The sequence below is a fragment of the Anaerobacillus sp. genome, assembly GCF_046314235.1.
Lineage (GTDB): Bacteria > Bacillota > Bacilli > Bacillales > Anaerobacillaceae > Anaerobacillus.
Genome location: NZ_JBKBWN010000005.1, coordinates 260,485 through 277,223 on the forward strand (window position 1 = coordinate 260,485; position 16,739 = coordinate 277,223).

Genomic DNA, 16,739 nt, shown 5'->3' on the forward strand with positions numbered 1-16,739 from the left:
AGGAAGTACTTAATGGGTAAATCGGTATGAAGAATTCTTAAACATTTTTAATTTTCAAGGGAGGCAAGGCCATTGAACGCCTCGAAACTAAAAACAATCATTCTTGCATTAAGCGCAACTATCATGGCTGCTTCGTTAATGATTTTTCCAAAGGAATCTTTTGAAGCTTCAATGCGCGGCCTTAATATGTGGTGGGAAGTCGTTTTTCCATCTTTATTGCCGTTCTTTATCGTATCAGAATTTTTAATCGGGTTTGGAGTTGTTAGTTTTCTTGGTAGTCTACTTGAGCCATTAATGCGTCCTCTATTCAGGGTCCCAGGGGTTGGTGGCTTTGTTTGGGCAATGGGGCTAGCATCTGGTTACCCTGCCGGGGCTAAACTAACAGCTAGATTGAGACAGGAAGACAAGTTAACAGTGATTGAAGCAGAAAGGCTAGTTTCCTTCACAAACTCTTCTAATCCTTTATTTATTTTTGGAGCTATTGCAGTTGGCTTTTTCCACAATCCAGCTCTTGGCATCATTTTAGCGCTTTCACACTATTTAGGAAATTTGTGCGTTGGGTTAATGATGAGATTCCATGGTATCAAGAAGGAACAACCAACCAAAAAAGATAAAAAAAATAAACTTTCTTTAAAAACGGCTCTTCATATGCTCCATCAGGAGCGATTAAAAGACGGTAGACCTATCGGGAAAATATTAGGTGATGCAGTACAATCATCGGTCTCCACATTACTAATGATTGGTGGATTTATCATTTTATTTTCAGTCCTAAATCGATTACTTAGTTTATTAGAAATTACCGCTTTCCTTTCTATACTAGTGACAGTGATTTTAGGCTTTCTACATATCCCAAGTGAACTTAGCCTACCTTTTCTATCTGGCCTTTTTGAAATTACATTAGGGGGGCAAATGGCAAGTCAAACTCATACCGCCACACTGTTCCAACAAGTTGTGATTACTAGCTTTATTTTAGCCTTTAGCGGTTTTTCTGTTCAAGCTCAAGTAGCTAGTATTCTAGCAGAAACCGACATTAGTTTTAAACCGTTTTTCTTCGCTAGGATAGCTCATGGGATTTTCGCCTCCTGTTTTACAGTAATACTTTGGAAGCCGTTGTATGAAAATCAACAATTATTAGATAAAGACAGTAATGCAGTCCCTGTCTTTTTTCAAATTGAAACTTACTCGATCTTCGAGCAACTTTGGCAATTGTTACTTAAATTCGGCCCTCTCTTTACCTTGTTAGCTTTAATGATTTATGTCATCCTATTTTTTAAAAAACTATCAAACTAAAAAAAGAGGTAGACATATTGAAATTGTCGCCTCTTTTTAGGTTATTTTTTAAATTTTTCTTTTAATGCGTTTTCTACCACTTCAGGAACAAGGTCTCCTACTGGTGCGTTGTACTTAGCAATTTCCTTAACGATACTAGAACTTAAATACGAAAATTTATTATTTGTCATCATAAAAAATGTTTCAACATTCTCATCTAACTTGCGGTTAATTGAAGCCATTTGCATTTCATACTCAAAATCAGAAACTGCTCTTAATCCTTTAATAATCGCACTTGCTTCTTTTTCTTTCACATAATCAATTAATAAACCATTAAAAGAATCGATCTCAACATTATGTAAGTCTTTCGTTACCTCTTTTAGTAATTGGACTCTTTCTTCAACAGTAAAAAGAGGTTGTTTACTCCGATTGTTTAAAACCGCCACAATCACTTTGTCAAAAACCTTAGCTCCTCTTGTAATAATGTCAATGTGCCCTAAAGTTACTGGGTCAAAACTACCTGGGCATACCGCGATACTCGCCATTGCAAAATCCCCCTTATATATATCTATTAACAGTATATTCTTCCCTCTATATTTATTGGTGACTATGTGAATAAATTGAAATTCCAGTATCCCCATATTTCTCTCGTCTTGTACAGATCATCCCTTCAATAGATTGTCCTAAATGAATAGAAGCATCATGCTCAGTGACGATAATCCCACCCTCTGATAATAATTCATTCTCAGCAATAAAAGCAATTTCTTCTTCGAGTCGTTGTTTGGCATACGGCGGGTCTAAAAAAATTACATCAAATTTAATCTCCCTTTTAACAACAGCCTTTAATGCTCGTTTTGCATCATTCCGATATAACTCAGCATTGCCTTCAAACCGACAAGCACTTAAGTTTAATTTAACAACTTCAATTGCTTTTGGGTTTTGATCAACAAAAACCATTTTTTCCATTCCTCTACTTAGAGCTTCTATTCCAAGCCCACCACTTCCGGCATAAAGATCTAGGCCTTGTCCACCTTCAAAAAAAGGACCAATGATATTGAAAATTGCCTCTTTTACTTTATCAGTTGTTGGACGAGTTGTTTGGCCTGGTACCGGCTTTAAAGGTCGTCCTTTACATGTACCTGAAATTACTCGCATATAATCTTCACTCACCTTTTAGAAAAGCGAAAGCGCCCTATCTTTTTTTATCTTACAAATATCTTTTCCTATCCTATCACAAAAGATGAAAAAGCTTAACTATTTTACCTAGATACGATTAAATTATTTGAAAATTAGAAATAACTTAACATAATGTATAGAACAACTATCAATGGTCATAATAAAAATAGCAACATGAATATCTCGTGTTGCTGACAACCGCGGAGAAGACTTACGTTTCCCCATAAGTTCTTCCTCCGGTTTCTCCTCTCCCATAGCCTTGTGCAAAAACGAAACTGAATCTGTTTTTGTTTTTGCCGTTAGGCACCTCGTAGGTAATCCTACGAGGATTTTTTATCTAAATAAACACAAATAGAGGCTGACCTAGATTTTCACATCTGGTCAGCCTTACTTTTATTAGATTCCCATTTTATAATCATATTCTTTCGCTTTATCAGGACGAGCATTTTGAAATTCTGTTTTTAAATATGGGCGCATTGATTTGCTGACTAACTTAACATAATGTAATGATTCGAGACGTTCTATCGTTTCGTCACTAGTTGTTTCATCACAATATAAAACAACATACTTCATACGCTTTGATGCGTAATGCACATTGCCGTATTTCCTCATTTGTCTTACATATTTTAAAGAGTGTAACCAAACTGCTAGACCGATTCGGTTCCCTATCATTTCCATTTTCTCCTTTTTTCTCACATTAACCAATTTAAGTCTAACATGCCACTTCAAATACTTCAATATGATCTTCCGATACGTTTGTACATTTTCATCATCTCTTATATGAAAGTTGTATAAACCAATGACTATTCCAGTAACTATATTAAGCTATTTACAGCCACAGCCGCCGCCAGAGCCACAACCACCACTGCATGACATAGCATCAAAAAACGGATTTCCTGTTGGTACTTTTATTGATTTAGAAACTGCATGGGCGACAATCAAACTAACTTCGTTTAATAGTTCCTCAAGTTCCTTTTCAGCTTTTTTAAATTGAGCAATTGGCTCATACAAGTCTAGCTTCCGCTTAAGTTCACGGACTTCCTTTGAGACTTGACTGTAATCTGGATGGTATTTCCCAAATCTCTGAACTTCTTCAAAGTCATCTTTTCGTTTATTAAAATCCCAAATCATTTCTTGAGCATTAATATCTCTACGGAGAGTGCTTTTAGCAGTTTCATATTGGTGAAATTGCTGTGATTTTATGATCATTTCTGCTAAAGTCAGTGAATTAGATAAAATGTCTGTGTGCGTAACAGTTTTAAACATAGTAATCCCTCCTCAAGAATTTGATTATACCACGGGCGCAGTGCGAATGCGAATTTTATCAGTTCTCTTTAAACTGTATACTAGCTCCATCCAATACAAAAATATCTTTTTGTTCTTCCAACTGTTTCATTAGTCTTATAAGTGCTTCGTCTTTCATTTTCGCTTCAATCATGACATCTAGCTGACTTACTGTTCCTTTTATTTCTTGTAAAAATGCCATTAACCTATCTACATCAATATAATCATGATGACGTTTATCATTTGCTTCTTCTTTCGGTGATGAGACATGTATTTTTACTGGAAGTGGACTATGCTTCCATGTTTCAACAACACGGTTCCATACATTTAAGAAATTAAATGTTTCCGGTTGATGAATATCATGATGGTGTATATCAAGCACAACAGGAATTTGTAACTTTTCACCTAAATAAAGTACATCTTCAATATGGAAAACGGTATCATCATTTTCTAGGATGAGCATTTGTTGAATTACGCTTGGGATCTTCTCAAAATTTTCAAGAAAATCCTCTAGCCCACTAACGATCCCATTTTTCGCTCCACCAACGTGAAGCACACAGCGATGAACAGGATCAATATTCATTCTAGTTAACAGCTTATAATGATAGACAAGTGTTTGTAATGACCGTTTTAATAAATCTTCATTTAGATTATTTAAAACAACAAAATGATCGGGATGAAAACCGACACGCATTTGATGTTTTTTAATAAACTCTCCAATCTCTTTTAAAATTGACGCAATTGCATCTTCATATTTCCAGCCTTCAGTGTATGGATGATTAACTAACGGTACAAGCTTTGAAGAAAGCCGAAAAAAAGTAATATCGTGGGCCAAGTTATGTTTTAGAAGTCGAAAACAGTTTTCTAAATTTGAATAAGCAATCCTTTCTAATTTCCTAATCGCTGCCTCTTTATCTTTAATTTGTTCAAATTGCTTAACAGTCATTGTTTGTGAGGGTGATGCATTTTTTAACTGAACACTCATTGCAACATATCCAAATCGAACGATCATAATTTATATCTTTTCCCTTCTTCAAAACTAACTTTTTAATGGATGGATCACAGCAAGTTTCACTATTTCTGACAAACTCAATCGTCTTTTTTCATTCGTAATAATCTCATATGTACCATTTTTGTTAGCAATTCTCATTGGAAGTAGCTTTATTATTTCATTTTCTGTTGTTTCTACTTGTAACCAAAGTTCTAAGACAATCGCTTGCTTTACAATTCGTTGGATTATTCTTTCCTCATATCTTGTTAATACAAACCATTGTTTAGGTAATCTTGCTACTTCAGGAATAACTGTGGTTTCATGAGGAAATTCATTATTAATGACAACTTCAAGTTTCTCTAACTGATCACAGTCATCTTTCTTAGGAATCATGACATTTAATGAAAGTTTACGAAGTAGCTTTTCAAATACATCTGTAGAACTGTTCTCAATTACTATGCCATTACTCGTTTGCTCCCACCATCCATGCCAATGCTCCTCTACATATTTCCGATGTAACTTATTTGGAATTGAGTAAAATACGAGCTGATCTTTTTTTGTAATTGGCGCACCCTCTTCAAGCCACTGTTTGAGCGTAGGTTTCCAACGGCTATAAATGTCCTTTGAAAGGTAACTTTGCAAATAGTAGTCTAAAGCTCCGGCATCGCGTCCCTCTATTAGCGCTTGACTAACCGTTTCCTTTGTCAATGTAATATGAGTCATGAAATCCCATTGTGAAATTTTGCCCCAGCACCTAAATGTCCATAGCGTAAGATTGTTTATTGATACTGGTACAAGGAATTCTAATATTCCTGCCTCCATCCCACATATACCAGGATCAGTTGTTGCGTCTGCCAAAAAGATGACATCATCTTCGCTAATTGAAAGTATGTCTAAAATTGACAACTTCTGCAGTACATTATTAAACTCAGTTTCACAGAAGCTTTCGTGCCTTTTTGCATACTGAGTGATGTCAGCTCGATTAATCCCCACTTCTTTAGAAAATAAACACCATAATAAAAGGTGACTAGTAAAGGGATTTTCTTTATAGTAAGTCGCTAAAATGAACATCATTATTCGCTTTTGAATTTCTTTATTTGGAAGTTGAAAAAAGCGCTGACAATTTTCATTAATAACAACCAGGTCATTATTAAAGTATTTGATTAAGCCTTCACCAACTAAATAATCTAGTAACCATTCCCACTTTATTAAATTTGAAAATTTCTCCTCTAATAAATCTAAATCCGATACATTTTGAATTACCTTATCTTTAATTAGGCAAATTGTCTCAAGTAAATAATAGAGATAATACTTTTTTGAATAAATAAGCGGTCGTCGCTGCTTCATTTCTGTCAAAAATGATAATTGAAAATATGTTTCAATAAACTCAACCGGAACAATAAATTGCTGTTTGTGCTTTTTGTCATCAAGTTTGTACACAATTCCCTTTTGACGTAACAAAAGAAGAGCAAGTTTCTCTTCGATAGAAGTTGGTTGCTCTTCAACGCTACTATTATTCAAATAGAAACTATATTTTACTAATGATTCGATAAAATATTTTTTTTCGTTTTCACTTAAGCTACTGAGCAGTTTCTTTTTGAATTCGCTGTCGGATAGCCGCTCTCGTAAATCGTTCCTGTGATCATTTAACATAACTTCATTTTGCTTTTGAATAATCTTTTCCTTTACTGTGGGTTGTAATTGATTCAGACATTCTTCTAAGCTTATGATAACCACTCTTCCACCTCATACATATAGCCTTGCTCCAACATAAAAAGTTGTCGATGCCCAGAATATTGCTCCTCTTTTGTATTCCTAGTAACAATCGAATAGAAAAAGGCTTCATTATTTTCTTTTTTTGGTCGCAACACTCTTCCAACTCTTTGCGCTTCCTCTTGTCTAGAACCAAATGCCCCTGAAATTTGAATCGCAACTTCTGCATCTGGTAAATCTACAGCAAAGTTAGCGACTTTACTTACAACAAGAACAGATAGTTCCCCTTGCCTAAACTTATCGTAAAGTAACTCTCTTTCGGATTGGGGAGTTTTCCCAGTAATCATTGGCAACTTCAGTTTTTTAGAGACGTCTACTAATTGATCAATATATTGTCCAATGATTAGTGTGGGCTGATTTTTATGCTGCTCTAATAACGTCTTAATAACCTCTATCTTCAAAACATTCATCGAGGCAATTTTAAATTGCTGCTGTTGATTACTTTCAACATACTGTTGAAGCTCTCGCTCTGGCAACTCAATGCGAATCTCCTTGCACAACGTTTTAGCAATCCAACCATTATTCTCTAAACCCTTCCAAGCGACCTCATGTTGCTTAGGACCAATAAGGCTATAGACTTCTTCTTCTTTTCCATCCTCCCTTACAAGTGTAGCCGTTAATCCTAATCTTTTTTTTCCCTGAATTCCAGCAGTTGTTCGAAACACCGGAGCCGGAAGTAAATGAACTTCATCGTAAATGATTAGGCCCCACTTTCGCATGTTGAACAATGGCAAATGAATAAATTGTTTTGTATCCTGATTTTTATAGATTAACATTTGGTACGATGCAATTGTAACTGGTTTCACTTCTTTTAAAGAACTGCTATATAGTCCAACATCTTCAGATTTAACTGATGTTTTTTCTATGATCTCTCTTTGCCATTGTTTCATTGATGTTTCACTTGAGGTAATAATTAATACTTCTTCTTTCACTTTTTCCATTACACCTAAACCTACAATTGTTTTTCCTGAGCCACAAGGCATGACAATAATGCCATTACCCCCAAATGTTTTCCCATCTTTATGAAACTGTTTAATAGCTTCTTTTTGGTAAGGTCTTACTTTTACATGATCCAAAAAATGTATTTGTAGTTGCCGACCTTTTTCATAGCCAATTAGATCATTGATGAAATATCCATAGCTTAAACAAAGCGTTTTTAATAACCCTCGATCAGTCTCACTAAAGTGCCAATGCTTATCTCGTTTTATCAACAGCTTTTTAATTTCATTATCTTTTAATACTAATTGTTGAGCTGCTTCATCCTTAAATGTTAGTACACAGTCCTCTACAATTTTTTCCATAACAATAGAATTAACCTTCTGGTAATGATCTTCAACGTATTCAACAACAGTTCTTGCAAGCGGAAACTTACAATATTCATTTAAAAAATTTATCATTTCTGTTACTTGGATTCCTTGTGATTGGGCGGACCAAATCGAATATGGTGAGAGCTTATATGTATGAGTAGTTAGAGTCGCCTTCTCTAATATCGCCATTTGTGATAGCATTGGTTGGATGATTGGGAATTGGCTATGATTCGCTTCAACTATAATTGTCCCATCCTTTTGTACAACTAATGGATTATCATGATTGAAAAGCATAAGAAGGCCCTCCTTATTTCTTTTTCTACAATTTCACTTCAAATTCCTTAGAAATTCCGTATGGTGTATAGTCGTTATGAACGAGTTCGACTTTAATATTGTATGTGCCGACTGGCAAAGCTTTGATAATAAAAGATGGTGTAAAAATCGAATCTACTTTATTCCCATTAATATATAGTTGAACATGTCCTTCACCATCTTGCTTTAACTGACCTGCCCCTTCTTTATTAAACGAGAATTCTTTCACAAAGCATTCTACATAAATGTCTTCGTCTTTCACTTCATACTTGATAATCATCCGTTCATCTTCTTCAAGATTTGCTACCTCTTTGCTATATTCATTATCAAATGGAATTGCTTTCAATGTACTAGTACTATTTACTTCACCATTGCTAATGTAACCGTTCGAAAAACTAAGAGTTAACATCAATATAGGAATTATTAAATGAACCACTAAAACCAAACCCTTTCCAATTTCATAGCTAAAGTTTTGCCGAAAACATCCTCAATTATCCATTTGGAATTGTATTAAAATTAGTTTTATAAATAGGTTTACTCCACTTATTTTTTTCTCTAAAAGATATGTGGTCAACGTAAAAGAAAAAAATAGACAGATGAAATAAATTCACCTACCTATTTTTCTGCTCCAAAACCGCGAACCATATCTAAAAGCATCATTGCCATATTCAAATTCGACTGGAAGCGATCTAGCTTTTGCGGAATTGTCTTACCAGTATATACCTTTACTTCATTTTCTAATTGTGATAACGAGTGTGGATCTCTCGATAGATAACGATACCAAATAGGGTTATGCCGAATAAATTGTTTTAGGTCTGGTCGTTGCTTCATATATTCATGAATTTCTTTTCTCATCAAGTTAACCCCCTTTTTTATTGAAGAAAGTAATTAAACAGGAGATCATTCACTAAAATTGACGAAAGTTAAAAGGAGATTGTTGATTTTGTTGACTTTGTTGTGCCTGTTGGTCTTGCCCACTCTGATTGGATGGATTTGATTGAAATGACTGCAATAGACCTTGAACAGTAGCCATCATTCCGCTTAAATTTTTCACGTGCCCTTGTATATCATTTAGGTTAATCGATTTTAACATTGACAAAAGATCAGCCATTTGAGGTCCCTTTGGTTCATTATTAGCTTCTGTTTCCTCATTCGATTCGTCATCTTCTTCGGCATTGCTTACTTTTTGATATTTCTCCCAAATTTCATCTTTTTCACCCAATATCGTCCATTCCTCAAAAAGGTCTTGCCAAGTTTTTTTGCCATCCCTAACTTCTTTGACTAATAGTGGGTGTTCCATTACAAATTGTTTAAACTGTTGTACAGATGGATGCAATTTAGTTTTTTTACTCATAAAAACACCTCCTAAAAATACAAATGACATTAGCTCCTTCAACTAATTATCCCTATTACATCATACAAATCCGCCTAGCTATGTGTGCGCCTATTTTTAAAAAAATTTGATCTCCAATAAAAAGTGGAGGCTGTTCCAAAAGTGTCAGCACACCTCGCTGTTCCACTATTTATAGAAGTGTATGTTTGTACACACTCTATATTAGTGATCGAGGTGACTAATGCTTTTATTGGGACAGCCTCCAAATTTTTACCAAGGCGTGATGAAATTTTGAGTATAATACAGTTCATAAACACCTACCCCTAAATGGGTAAAATCTTCGTGTAATAAATTTACTCGATGTCCTTCACTGTTCAACCAGCCTTCAACTACAGCGATTGCATCAACATATTTTGCTGCTATATTTTCTCCTGCTAATTGATAGAAAATCCCTTGTTTTTTTAAACGATCTTTAAGCTCTCCATACGCAGGTGATGTATGTGAAAAATATTCATTTAGCTTCATGTCCTCACTATGATGAAAAGCAACAATCGATGTTTCTTCATCCCACTGGAGTTCATTAAGTTGATGTCTTTTACGAATTTCATTAGTAATATCTAAGATTTGCAATGCAGCACCTTTTTCAACTTCGCTCCACTCTTCTGCTGTAAGCTTTTTAGCTTCAATTAACTCACCTCGATAAACGACAGAATATGGACGATGTTTTACTAATGTCTTACCATCAAGATAACGAATTCCTGACAAACTCTTTGTAAATGTATCGAAATACAATTGAATAAAAACATCATCGATTTTTAAAAGTGGCCGTGTGAGAAGCTCCTCTTCTGTTAGATTAAACTGAAAAGAATTTGCCTGTAAATTAAAAGATATTTGCTCAGTAAATGTAAATTCATTATTTATGTCCTCGTATAATTGTCCAATATAAAAAGGAAATGTTAACTCATTCTCTTCCCCAATAAAATAAACCGTTACTACTTGATCGTTTTCAACGCCGATTTGTATGTAGCTTTCACTATTAGGATAAACCCACCAATCATAATCATAAGCAGACTTATCGATTCGGCTAGGTTCACCGAAAACTTCCTCAAGAGCAGTAACAGGTTCGCCAATTAAGTTATGAAGCCCATCTTCTTTTAGCGAAGGAGTTGACGGTTTTCTATTTAACACAGGCCTTTCTTCATAGAATATTGATTTTTCAACTTCAGATTGCCCAGTGAGTGACATCTGCTCATTTTTATTGTCAGGAAGGTTGTCCATTAAATATGTAATCAATATGAGCATGCCTAAACAGACAAAAAGCACTCCACACCCTAATTTTTTCATGTATTTCTCCTCTCTATGAAAAATTTTATTTTTTAACGAATTTCATAATTAAATTTTCGCTGTAAAGTTCTATATGTATTTGCGTAGAAACCATTCGCAACTACATTAAGATTGATATAGCTCGATTAAGGTAATTATGAAATTCACTCATTTATGTATTTATTTCTCTATAAACAAGGTTCTTTCTTTATATGTATTCTCCTGCAAATGAATTATGCTAAAAAATTTGATAATTCGGGATTTTTCTCAGAAAATAAAAAAGCCTGTCCCAGCAGTATCAGTACACCTCGAAGATAAACTCTAAAAAGCTGTGTATGTTTGGACACAATCAATTTAAATCTTCGAGACGACAGATACACGCTAACGGGACAGCCTCAGTAATTGGAATTTTAGTGATGCACTTGCGGACTTTCTGAAATCTCAGACAAAGCATATCCAGCTTCATCGTCTGAACCCTCATTAACAGCCAAATCTCCTAAAGAACAAATACCAACCAAACGGTTGTTTTCAACAATAGGTAAGCGTCTTATTTGATTTTTAGCCATTAACTTAGCTGCCTCTTCGATACTCATACCTGGGTCAGCAGTAATTAGATGCTCACTCATAATATCAGTGACTCTTGTAGAATTAGGGCGTTTCTCTGCTACTCCTCTGATAACGATATCGCGATCTGTTATCATTCCTAACAGGTGATCATTCTCACAAATTGGAATCGCACCGACATTGAGTTCTTTCATCTTTACTGCGACCTCAAAAACATTATCCAATGGTGTACAATATTCAACGCTTGAAGTCATCACATCACGAACATGGTCCATTTTAATACCTCCTTTATAGTAATACATTATTAATATGTCCGTTCAATTAATTTTTATAAGAAAATACTGAAGCCATCCAAAAAGTAAGGTATCATTTGCCTCGTCTTCAAAGTAGATTGGATAACCACATCTATTAGGGGTGATCTGAAACTTATCGGACAGCTTCAAATTTAGGTATTTAAGAGATTATTTTTATACTCTAACCAATGACTTTCATCGATGGTACCAATCCATTGCCCAAAAACAGAATTGCCACCACCTTTGCCTCCGAAGTGTTCTTTTAAAGTTTGTATACATTTAGATACGTTAAACAATTGTGAGCTAGATGCGGCGAATATCCATGTTTTTTGGCTCTTATTTTGAAAGATGACTACCTTATCTCCTGCCTCAATAATAATTTTTGCCAAATCCTTCATTTCTTGCAGGGGTCTGTCTTCCCAACTATGTTCAATTAGGTTATTTTTCTTTTGGTTAATCAAATCTGCAGCCTCATAATGAATTTCTTTTTCATACAAGTTTTGGTAATTCTTTTTTAAATCTTGATGGCGTTCATAAAACATCGGAAATCGCTCTGTTACTAGTGATGGTGCTATGTTTAATTTCTTGCTTACTTCGTTTATCGCTATAAAAATTTCTTGAAAATAAGCAAATGCCCTTCCTCCACTAATAAAGGACAAACGAACATTTTGTTTATATTTTTCCCATCCTATTATTTTTAGTAATCCCAACTCACCTAACATCGTTACATGAGTACCACAGCAAGCAGAAGTATTTACTCCTTCAATTTCTACAATACGGACAACCTGAGGCGTTTCCTTTAATTTCGATAAATATTCTTGATCAACTTCTTCATAAGGGAGGAGATAACTTTCAATTCTTCTATTTTCAAATATATATTGAGCTAGCTTTAATTCTACGCTACGAATCTTCTCTGTATCAAGTTCAGATGTAGCTAAATCAATCGTACAAACATCTTTTCCTAAATGAAAGGAGAGTGTTTCAATTCCGTATAATTGTTGCCAAACTGCTGATAAAAGATGTTGCCCCGTATGCTGTTGCATATGATCAAAACGACGCTCGAAATCAATGGCTAATTTTACACGATTTTTATCGATTGACCCATCAATTTTATGTACTATTTCGCTATCAATTATTTGAACATCCAATACAGGTTTACCATCAATAAAGCCAAGATCAGAAGGTTGTCCACCACCTTCTGGATAAAAGATTGTTTGATCTAACTTCACCCATGTTGACCCGTTAATGATTTTTGTGCTGATTACTTCTGCAGTATACTCTTTAATATAAGGATCATTCTCAAACACTTTTTTTGTCATGATTCTTCCCCTTTTTATCTTCATTTTCTAGTTTCCAGTTATTTTAATTGCATCTTCTTTCTTTTCATACTATCATAATTAAATGAAGCTAGCTTACATAATAGGAGGGTTAAATATGAAATTCGAAGGAACTGATATAACAGGTAAAGAAGTTGAATTTTCTGTAGCAGAGCACGTGCTTGGTGAAGCAGGCTTTGTTCATGCAGGACAGTGGGACTATGAGCGTGTAACATTTGACTATAAATTTGATGACCAAGTAAATGAGGATGTATATTACTTAAGAGTTCAAGCCTATGCAGTAAAAGGTGAAATTCCATCACCATACAGTGTGATCAAATTTTTAGACCCTATCTTAGGAAAGCATTACTACCCACACGGTGTAGAATATTCCGATGAAACATTCCCGAAACATATTTTGGATAAATGCAACAAAAAACTTGAGCATATTTCTACTTTATTAAAATAAGCAGAAGTGCTGAAACAATAAGGAGTCTGGCTTTTTCAGCATTTAAAACCTTCAAAAAAGGCGTATGAGCTAAACATAGTTCATACGCTTTTTTATGCTTCTGTTATAACTTGGTCTATGATCACATGAACATCCAAAACAGGAAAACCAGTAAACAACTCCACATGTTTTTTTATTAGACGCTGAAGCTTAATAATTGTTTCTATATTTTTGGTTCCGTAAACGATCGCTACTTTTAAATGTATTGTTAATTTATCATCAACAGAGACAACCTTAATACACTTTTTCTTTTGTAACTTTTCAAGTAATCCTCCTTTTATTAGCTTAGAGCTAATCGTAACTCCATCCAACTCTGTCAGCGCCATCTCAGTTATAATCAAAATGACATCCTCAAAAATAGTTAAGTCATTTTTTTTAACTTTTTTTTGTAACATAGTACCCCTCCTTAACAATAAGTTCATAAATACACTCTTTTGTTACACATTTCACTGTAATTTTAGTGAAATAAATACTATAATAAAATTATGTTCTTATGAGAGGAGTTCGAAATGTCTGCTTTAATATCTAAGAGAAACATTTTAATTTTAATCACCATTGTACTAGTCGTGATCCTCGGCTACTTTATCTTACCAGTATCGGTACCAATTATCGCAGCCTTAGTTACAGCGATGCTTCTTGCTCCTGTCGTCAAAATTATCGAAATGAACAACAAAGTAAAAAGAAGCTTAGCTGTCTTTATTGTGTTTATGATATTTTTATGCTTCATAGGCTTGACTGGTTACTTTATTACGACAAAAGCTATTATCCAAGCTGACCATTTTGTGAAAAATTTACCTTCATATATCACGGATATTACGTATGCCTGGTCAAATTTCGAAAAAACTTTATATGCCAAATTTGAGGATGTACCACAAGACTTACTAAAAGAAACTGGTCTCTATGTAGAACAATCATTACAAACGCTGAGAAGTACGGTCAGCAGTAGGAACTTAATAAGCGATGTAACTTCTCTAGTAACTAAAATCCCAGCTTACTTAGTCTCATTTCTTGTTTACCTAATTTCGCTATATTTATTTTTATTAGAACTACCGAAACTAAAGGAACAAATTTTCTCCCATTTTACTGATAAAACGAAAGATAAAGTGCAATTTATGACTTCAAGACTTTCCTATGTCATCTTCGGTTTTATAAAAGCACAATTTCTTGTTAGTATAATTATATTTATCGTTTCACTAATTGGACTATTGTTAATCGTTCCTGAAGTTGCATTATTAATGGCGTTTATCATTTGGATAATTGACTTTATTCCTCTTATCGGTTCTATTGCAATTTTAGCACCGTGGGCTATTTACCATCTCATTGCTGGCGATATGACGCTAGCAACTAAATTATTTATCCTTGCAGCTATTTTATTGGTCATTAGAAGAACAGTAGAACCCAAAGTAATGGGGCATCAAATTGGCCTATCGCCGCTTGCAACATTGATAGCCATGTATATTGGCTTAAAATTAATCGGCGTCCTTGGTTTTATCGTTGGCCCTCTTATAGTTATTTTATTTACATCCGCTAAAGAAGCTGGGATTATTAAATTGAACTTCAAACTTTAAAAAGGTCTGGCAGCTGCCAGACCTTTTTTCCTAGACTAAATAGAAAAATGGGCCTTGAAAATACTTGTCTCAAGACCCACCTTAGGAGATAAAATTAAAGGTAGAATTAGAACCCCCAAATTGCTCTGAAAACGTTCGTTACTTCTCCTGGTGGGTATTTTACATACAATAAATAGTAGACAGCCACCCCTGAAGAAGCACTGAAAAACCAAATAATCGAAGTTATCGGACCTAGCTTTCGATGAAGCTTCAAGTTATTTTTATATCCTGAAATTAGAGCAATAATTCCTAAAACAGCAGCAGTAGTCGCTAAAGTGATATGGAATATTAGGAAGATCGTATAATACAGCTTGATTTCTTCAGGACCACCAAAAGCAGTACTACCAATAAAAACGGTTTTCCAAACATACGTAATAAAAAATACGATTGCAAATAAGGCACCTAAAAACATCATTTTTTTATGGAGCTCTTTATTTCCTTTTGCTATGACAAACCAGCCGATTGCAACAAAAATCGCACTAATAATGATAAAAATAGTACTAATTAAAGGTAACAACAAAACTCCTCCTTTTGAAATATAATCCTATCCTGCTATTTTACCATGTGACTTTACTGTGTGTAGCTATAGAAATTGACATAAATGCAACAATTTCCCGATCGAGCCTTCTAACTCTTTCCAAGCTAAAGGCACAATTAATACATAACGAAAGCTGACTCATTTAAGATGCAGTCAGCTTTCGTTATTGTATTAGAGTTTAGTATTTAACTACCCCTAAAAGAAGCATTAATGCAGCAATCATTGGAATAACAATAACTATTCCAGACAACATGAAAGCATTTGGCCATTCATGTTCTTTCTGATTTAAGTGCATGAAATAGTATAATTGTAAAATTACTTGAACTACTGCAAGAATTAAGATAAATGGAAGCGCGAATGATGCTGGAATTAGATCACTTGCAACAGATAAAAACGCTAATGCTGTGAAGAAGATCATTAAGGCAAACGTGACAATTTGATGTCTTAATTCACGGTCCAGCTTTAACTTTTCTTTTGTAGAAAGCTTTATTTGCGGTTCATTTCTATTCAGATTTGGTTCCATGCATCTATCCTCCTATTCCCATTAAATAAACAACTGTAAAGATAAACACCCATACTACGTCGATAAAGTGCCAATAAAGACTAGCTAGATAAAACTTAGGTGCATTTGTTAATGTTAAACCGCCTTTACGGTAACGAAGTAATAAGGTTACAATCCAGCCAATACCAAATGCAACGTGGGCTCCGTGGAAGCCTACTAACGTGTAAAACGCTGAACCAAAGGCACTTGTTGTAAATCCTAAGCCATTACTAAGGTAATCATAAAATTCATAGATTTCAAGAACTAAGAATGATAAGCCAAAGCCAACTGTTACCCACATCCAAGTGAGCATTCCTTTGTAATTACCCTTTTTCATCGCAATCATTGCAAATACACTTGTTAAACTACTAGTTAAAAGAATCATTGTTGCGACAAAAACTAGTGGTAAATGGAATAGTTCAGCAGCAGTAGGACCTCCTGCAGTTCCATTTCTAAGTCCTAAATACGTTCCGAAAAGACTAGCAAAAAGAACCGTTTCTCCTCCTAGAAAAAACCAAAACGCTAGAAATTTATTCTTACCTTCAAGTGTTGCTTTTTCAGGATTTGGAGGCAGTGTGCCAGTGTTATGGTGTGCGTGACCCAT

The 16,739-nt window shown here is 34.6% G+C and carries 21 protein-coding genes; 3 read left to right on the forward strand and 18 right to left on the reverse strand.

Annotation, left to right across the window (positions count from 1 at the left end):
* Positions 1-72: 72 nt before the first annotated feature.
* Entirely contained in the window at positions 73-1,290 is a 1,218-nt protein-coding gene (gene ylbJ, locus ACK4M9_RS09230; RefSeq protein WP_409849638.1) for a sporulation integral membrane protein YlbJ, read from the forward strand.
* A 41-nt stretch (positions 1,291-1,331) separates the two neighbouring features.
* On the opposite strand, the gene coaD is transcribed toward ylbJ, so the two are convergent.
* The 14 genes from coaD to ACK4M9_RS09300 all read right to left on the reverse strand — a co-directional run bounded on the left by coaD (position 1,332) and on the right by ACK4M9_RS09300 (position 12,944).
* Entirely contained in the window at positions 1,332-1,814 is a 483-nt protein-coding gene (gene coaD / locus ACK4M9_RS09235) for a pantetheine-phosphate adenylyltransferase (protein WP_409849639.1), read from the reverse strand.
* Positions 1,815-1,866: 52 nt separating this feature from the next.
* Positions 1,867-2,424, reverse strand: a complete 558-nt coding sequence (gene rsmD / locus ACK4M9_RS09240; RefSeq protein WP_409849641.1) for a 16S rRNA (guanine(966)-N(2))-methyltransferase RsmD — start codon at positions 2,422-2,424, stop codon at positions 1,867-1,869.
* A 123-nt stretch (positions 2,425-2,547) separates the two neighbouring features.
* Positions 2,548-2,670, reverse strand: a complete 123-nt coding sequence (locus ACK4M9_RS09245; RefSeq protein WP_409849643.1) for a hypothetical protein — start codon at positions 2,668-2,670, stop codon at positions 2,548-2,550.
* A gap of 171 nt (positions 2,671-2,841) precedes the next feature.
* A complete protein-coding gene (locus ACK4M9_RS09250) occupies positions 2,842-3,117 on the reverse strand; it encodes a YlbG family protein (protein ID WP_409849645.1) in 276 nt (91 codons plus the stop codon).
* Positions 3,118-3,270: 153 nt separating this feature from the next.
* Positions 3,271-3,711 (reverse strand): YlbF/YmcA family competence regulator, encoded by a 441-nt coding sequence (locus ACK4M9_RS09255; RefSeq protein ID WP_409849647.1) that lies wholly within the window; start codon positions 3,709-3,711, stop codon positions 3,271-3,273.
* A gap of 58 nt (positions 3,712-3,769) precedes the next feature.
* On the reverse strand, positions 3,770-4,741 hold the full coding sequence (gene uvsE, locus ACK4M9_RS09260) for a UV DNA damage repair endonuclease UvsE (protein WP_409849649.1): 972 nt from the start codon (positions 4,739-4,741) through the stop codon (positions 3,770-3,772).
* 27 nt (positions 4,742-4,768) lie between these two features.
* The gene (locus tag ACK4M9_RS09265; protein WP_409849651.1) at positions 4,769-6,457 is read right to left on the reverse strand and encodes a hypothetical protein; all 1,689 of its coding nucleotides are present in this window, start codon (positions 6,455-6,457) and stop codon (positions 4,769-4,771) included.
* Complete coding sequence (locus ACK4M9_RS09270) at positions 6,445-8,094, reverse strand: DNA repair helicase XPB (protein WP_409849653.1); 1,650 nt, start codon at positions 8,092-8,094, stop codon at positions 6,445-6,447. Before ACK4M9_RS09270 ends, ACK4M9_RS09265 begins: the two co-directional genes overlap by 13 nt.
* A gap of 25 nt (positions 8,095-8,119) precedes the next feature.
* The gene (locus ACK4M9_RS09275; RefSeq protein WP_409849655.1) at positions 8,120-8,548 is read right to left on the reverse strand and encodes a hypothetical protein; all 429 of its coding nucleotides are present in this window, start codon (positions 8,546-8,548) and stop codon (positions 8,120-8,122) included.
* 179 nt (positions 8,549-8,727) lie between these two features.
* Positions 8,728-8,967 carry a YlbE-like family protein gene (locus ACK4M9_RS09280; protein ID WP_409849657.1) on the reverse strand — a complete coding sequence of 80 codons (240 nt, stop codon included), beginning with the start codon at positions 8,965-8,967 and terminating at the stop codon, positions 8,728-8,730.
* Between the two features lie 52 nt (positions 8,968-9,019).
* Positions 9,020-9,466, reverse strand: coding sequence for a spore coat protein YlbD (ylbD, locus tag ACK4M9_RS09285; protein WP_409849659.1), 447 nt, complete (start codon positions 9,464-9,466; stop codon positions 9,020-9,022).
* 249 nt (positions 9,467-9,715) lie between these two features.
* Entirely contained in the window at positions 9,716-10,789 is a 1,074-nt protein-coding gene (locus tag ACK4M9_RS09290) for a CAP domain-containing protein (RefSeq protein ID WP_409849661.1), read from the reverse strand.
* Positions 10,790-11,178: 389 nt separating this feature from the next.
* Complete coding sequence (locus ACK4M9_RS09295) at positions 11,179-11,607, reverse strand: CBS domain-containing protein (protein ID WP_409849663.1); 429 nt, start codon at positions 11,605-11,607, stop codon at positions 11,179-11,181.
* A 170-nt stretch (positions 11,608-11,777) separates the two neighbouring features.
* Positions 11,778-12,944: an alanyl-tRNA editing protein gene (locus ACK4M9_RS09300; protein ID WP_409849665.1), complete on the reverse strand. Its 1,167-nt coding sequence runs from the start codon at positions 12,942-12,944 to the stop codon at positions 11,778-11,780.
* Between the two features lie 115 nt (positions 12,945-13,059).
* Here ACK4M9_RS09300 and ACK4M9_RS09305 point away from each other — a divergent pair, with 115 nt between their 5' ends.
* On the forward strand, positions 13,060-13,410 hold the full coding sequence (locus ACK4M9_RS09305; RefSeq protein ID WP_409849667.1) for a YugN family protein: 351 nt from the start codon (positions 13,060-13,062) through the stop codon (positions 13,408-13,410).
* Positions 13,411-13,502: 92 nt separating this feature from the next.
* On the opposite strand, the gene ACK4M9_RS09310 is transcribed toward ACK4M9_RS09305, so the two are convergent.
* Positions 13,503-13,844, reverse strand: coding sequence for an Asp23/Gls24 family envelope stress response protein (locus ACK4M9_RS09310; RefSeq protein WP_409849669.1), 342 nt, complete (start codon positions 13,842-13,844; stop codon positions 13,503-13,505).
* Between the two features lie 114 nt (positions 13,845-13,958).
* Here ACK4M9_RS09310 and ytvI point away from each other — a divergent pair, with 114 nt between their 5' ends.
* A complete protein-coding gene (ytvI, locus tag ACK4M9_RS09315; protein ID WP_409849671.1) occupies positions 13,959-15,017 on the forward strand; it encodes a sporulation integral membrane protein YtvI in 1,059 nt (352 codons plus the stop codon).
* A 106-nt stretch (positions 15,018-15,123) separates the two neighbouring features.
* Here the strand turns inward: ytvI and ACK4M9_RS09320 are convergent, their stop codons facing one another.
* From ACK4M9_RS09320 to ACK4M9_RS09330, 3 genes are all read right to left on the reverse strand, one after another.
* Complete coding sequence (locus ACK4M9_RS09320; protein WP_409849673.1) at positions 15,124-15,573, reverse strand: DUF420 domain-containing protein; 450 nt, start codon at positions 15,571-15,573, stop codon at positions 15,124-15,126.
* Positions 15,574-15,772: 199 nt separating this feature from the next.
* The gene (locus tag ACK4M9_RS09325; RefSeq protein ID WP_409849675.1) at positions 15,773-16,117 is read right to left on the reverse strand and encodes a cytochrome C oxidase subunit IV family protein; all 345 of its coding nucleotides are present in this window, start codon (positions 16,115-16,117) and stop codon (positions 15,773-15,775) included.
* 4 nt (positions 16,118-16,121) lie between these two features.
* Positions 16,122-16,739, reverse strand: a complete 618-nt coding sequence (locus ACK4M9_RS09330) for a cytochrome (ubi)quinol oxidase subunit III (protein ID WP_409849677.1) — start codon at positions 16,737-16,739, stop codon at positions 16,122-16,124.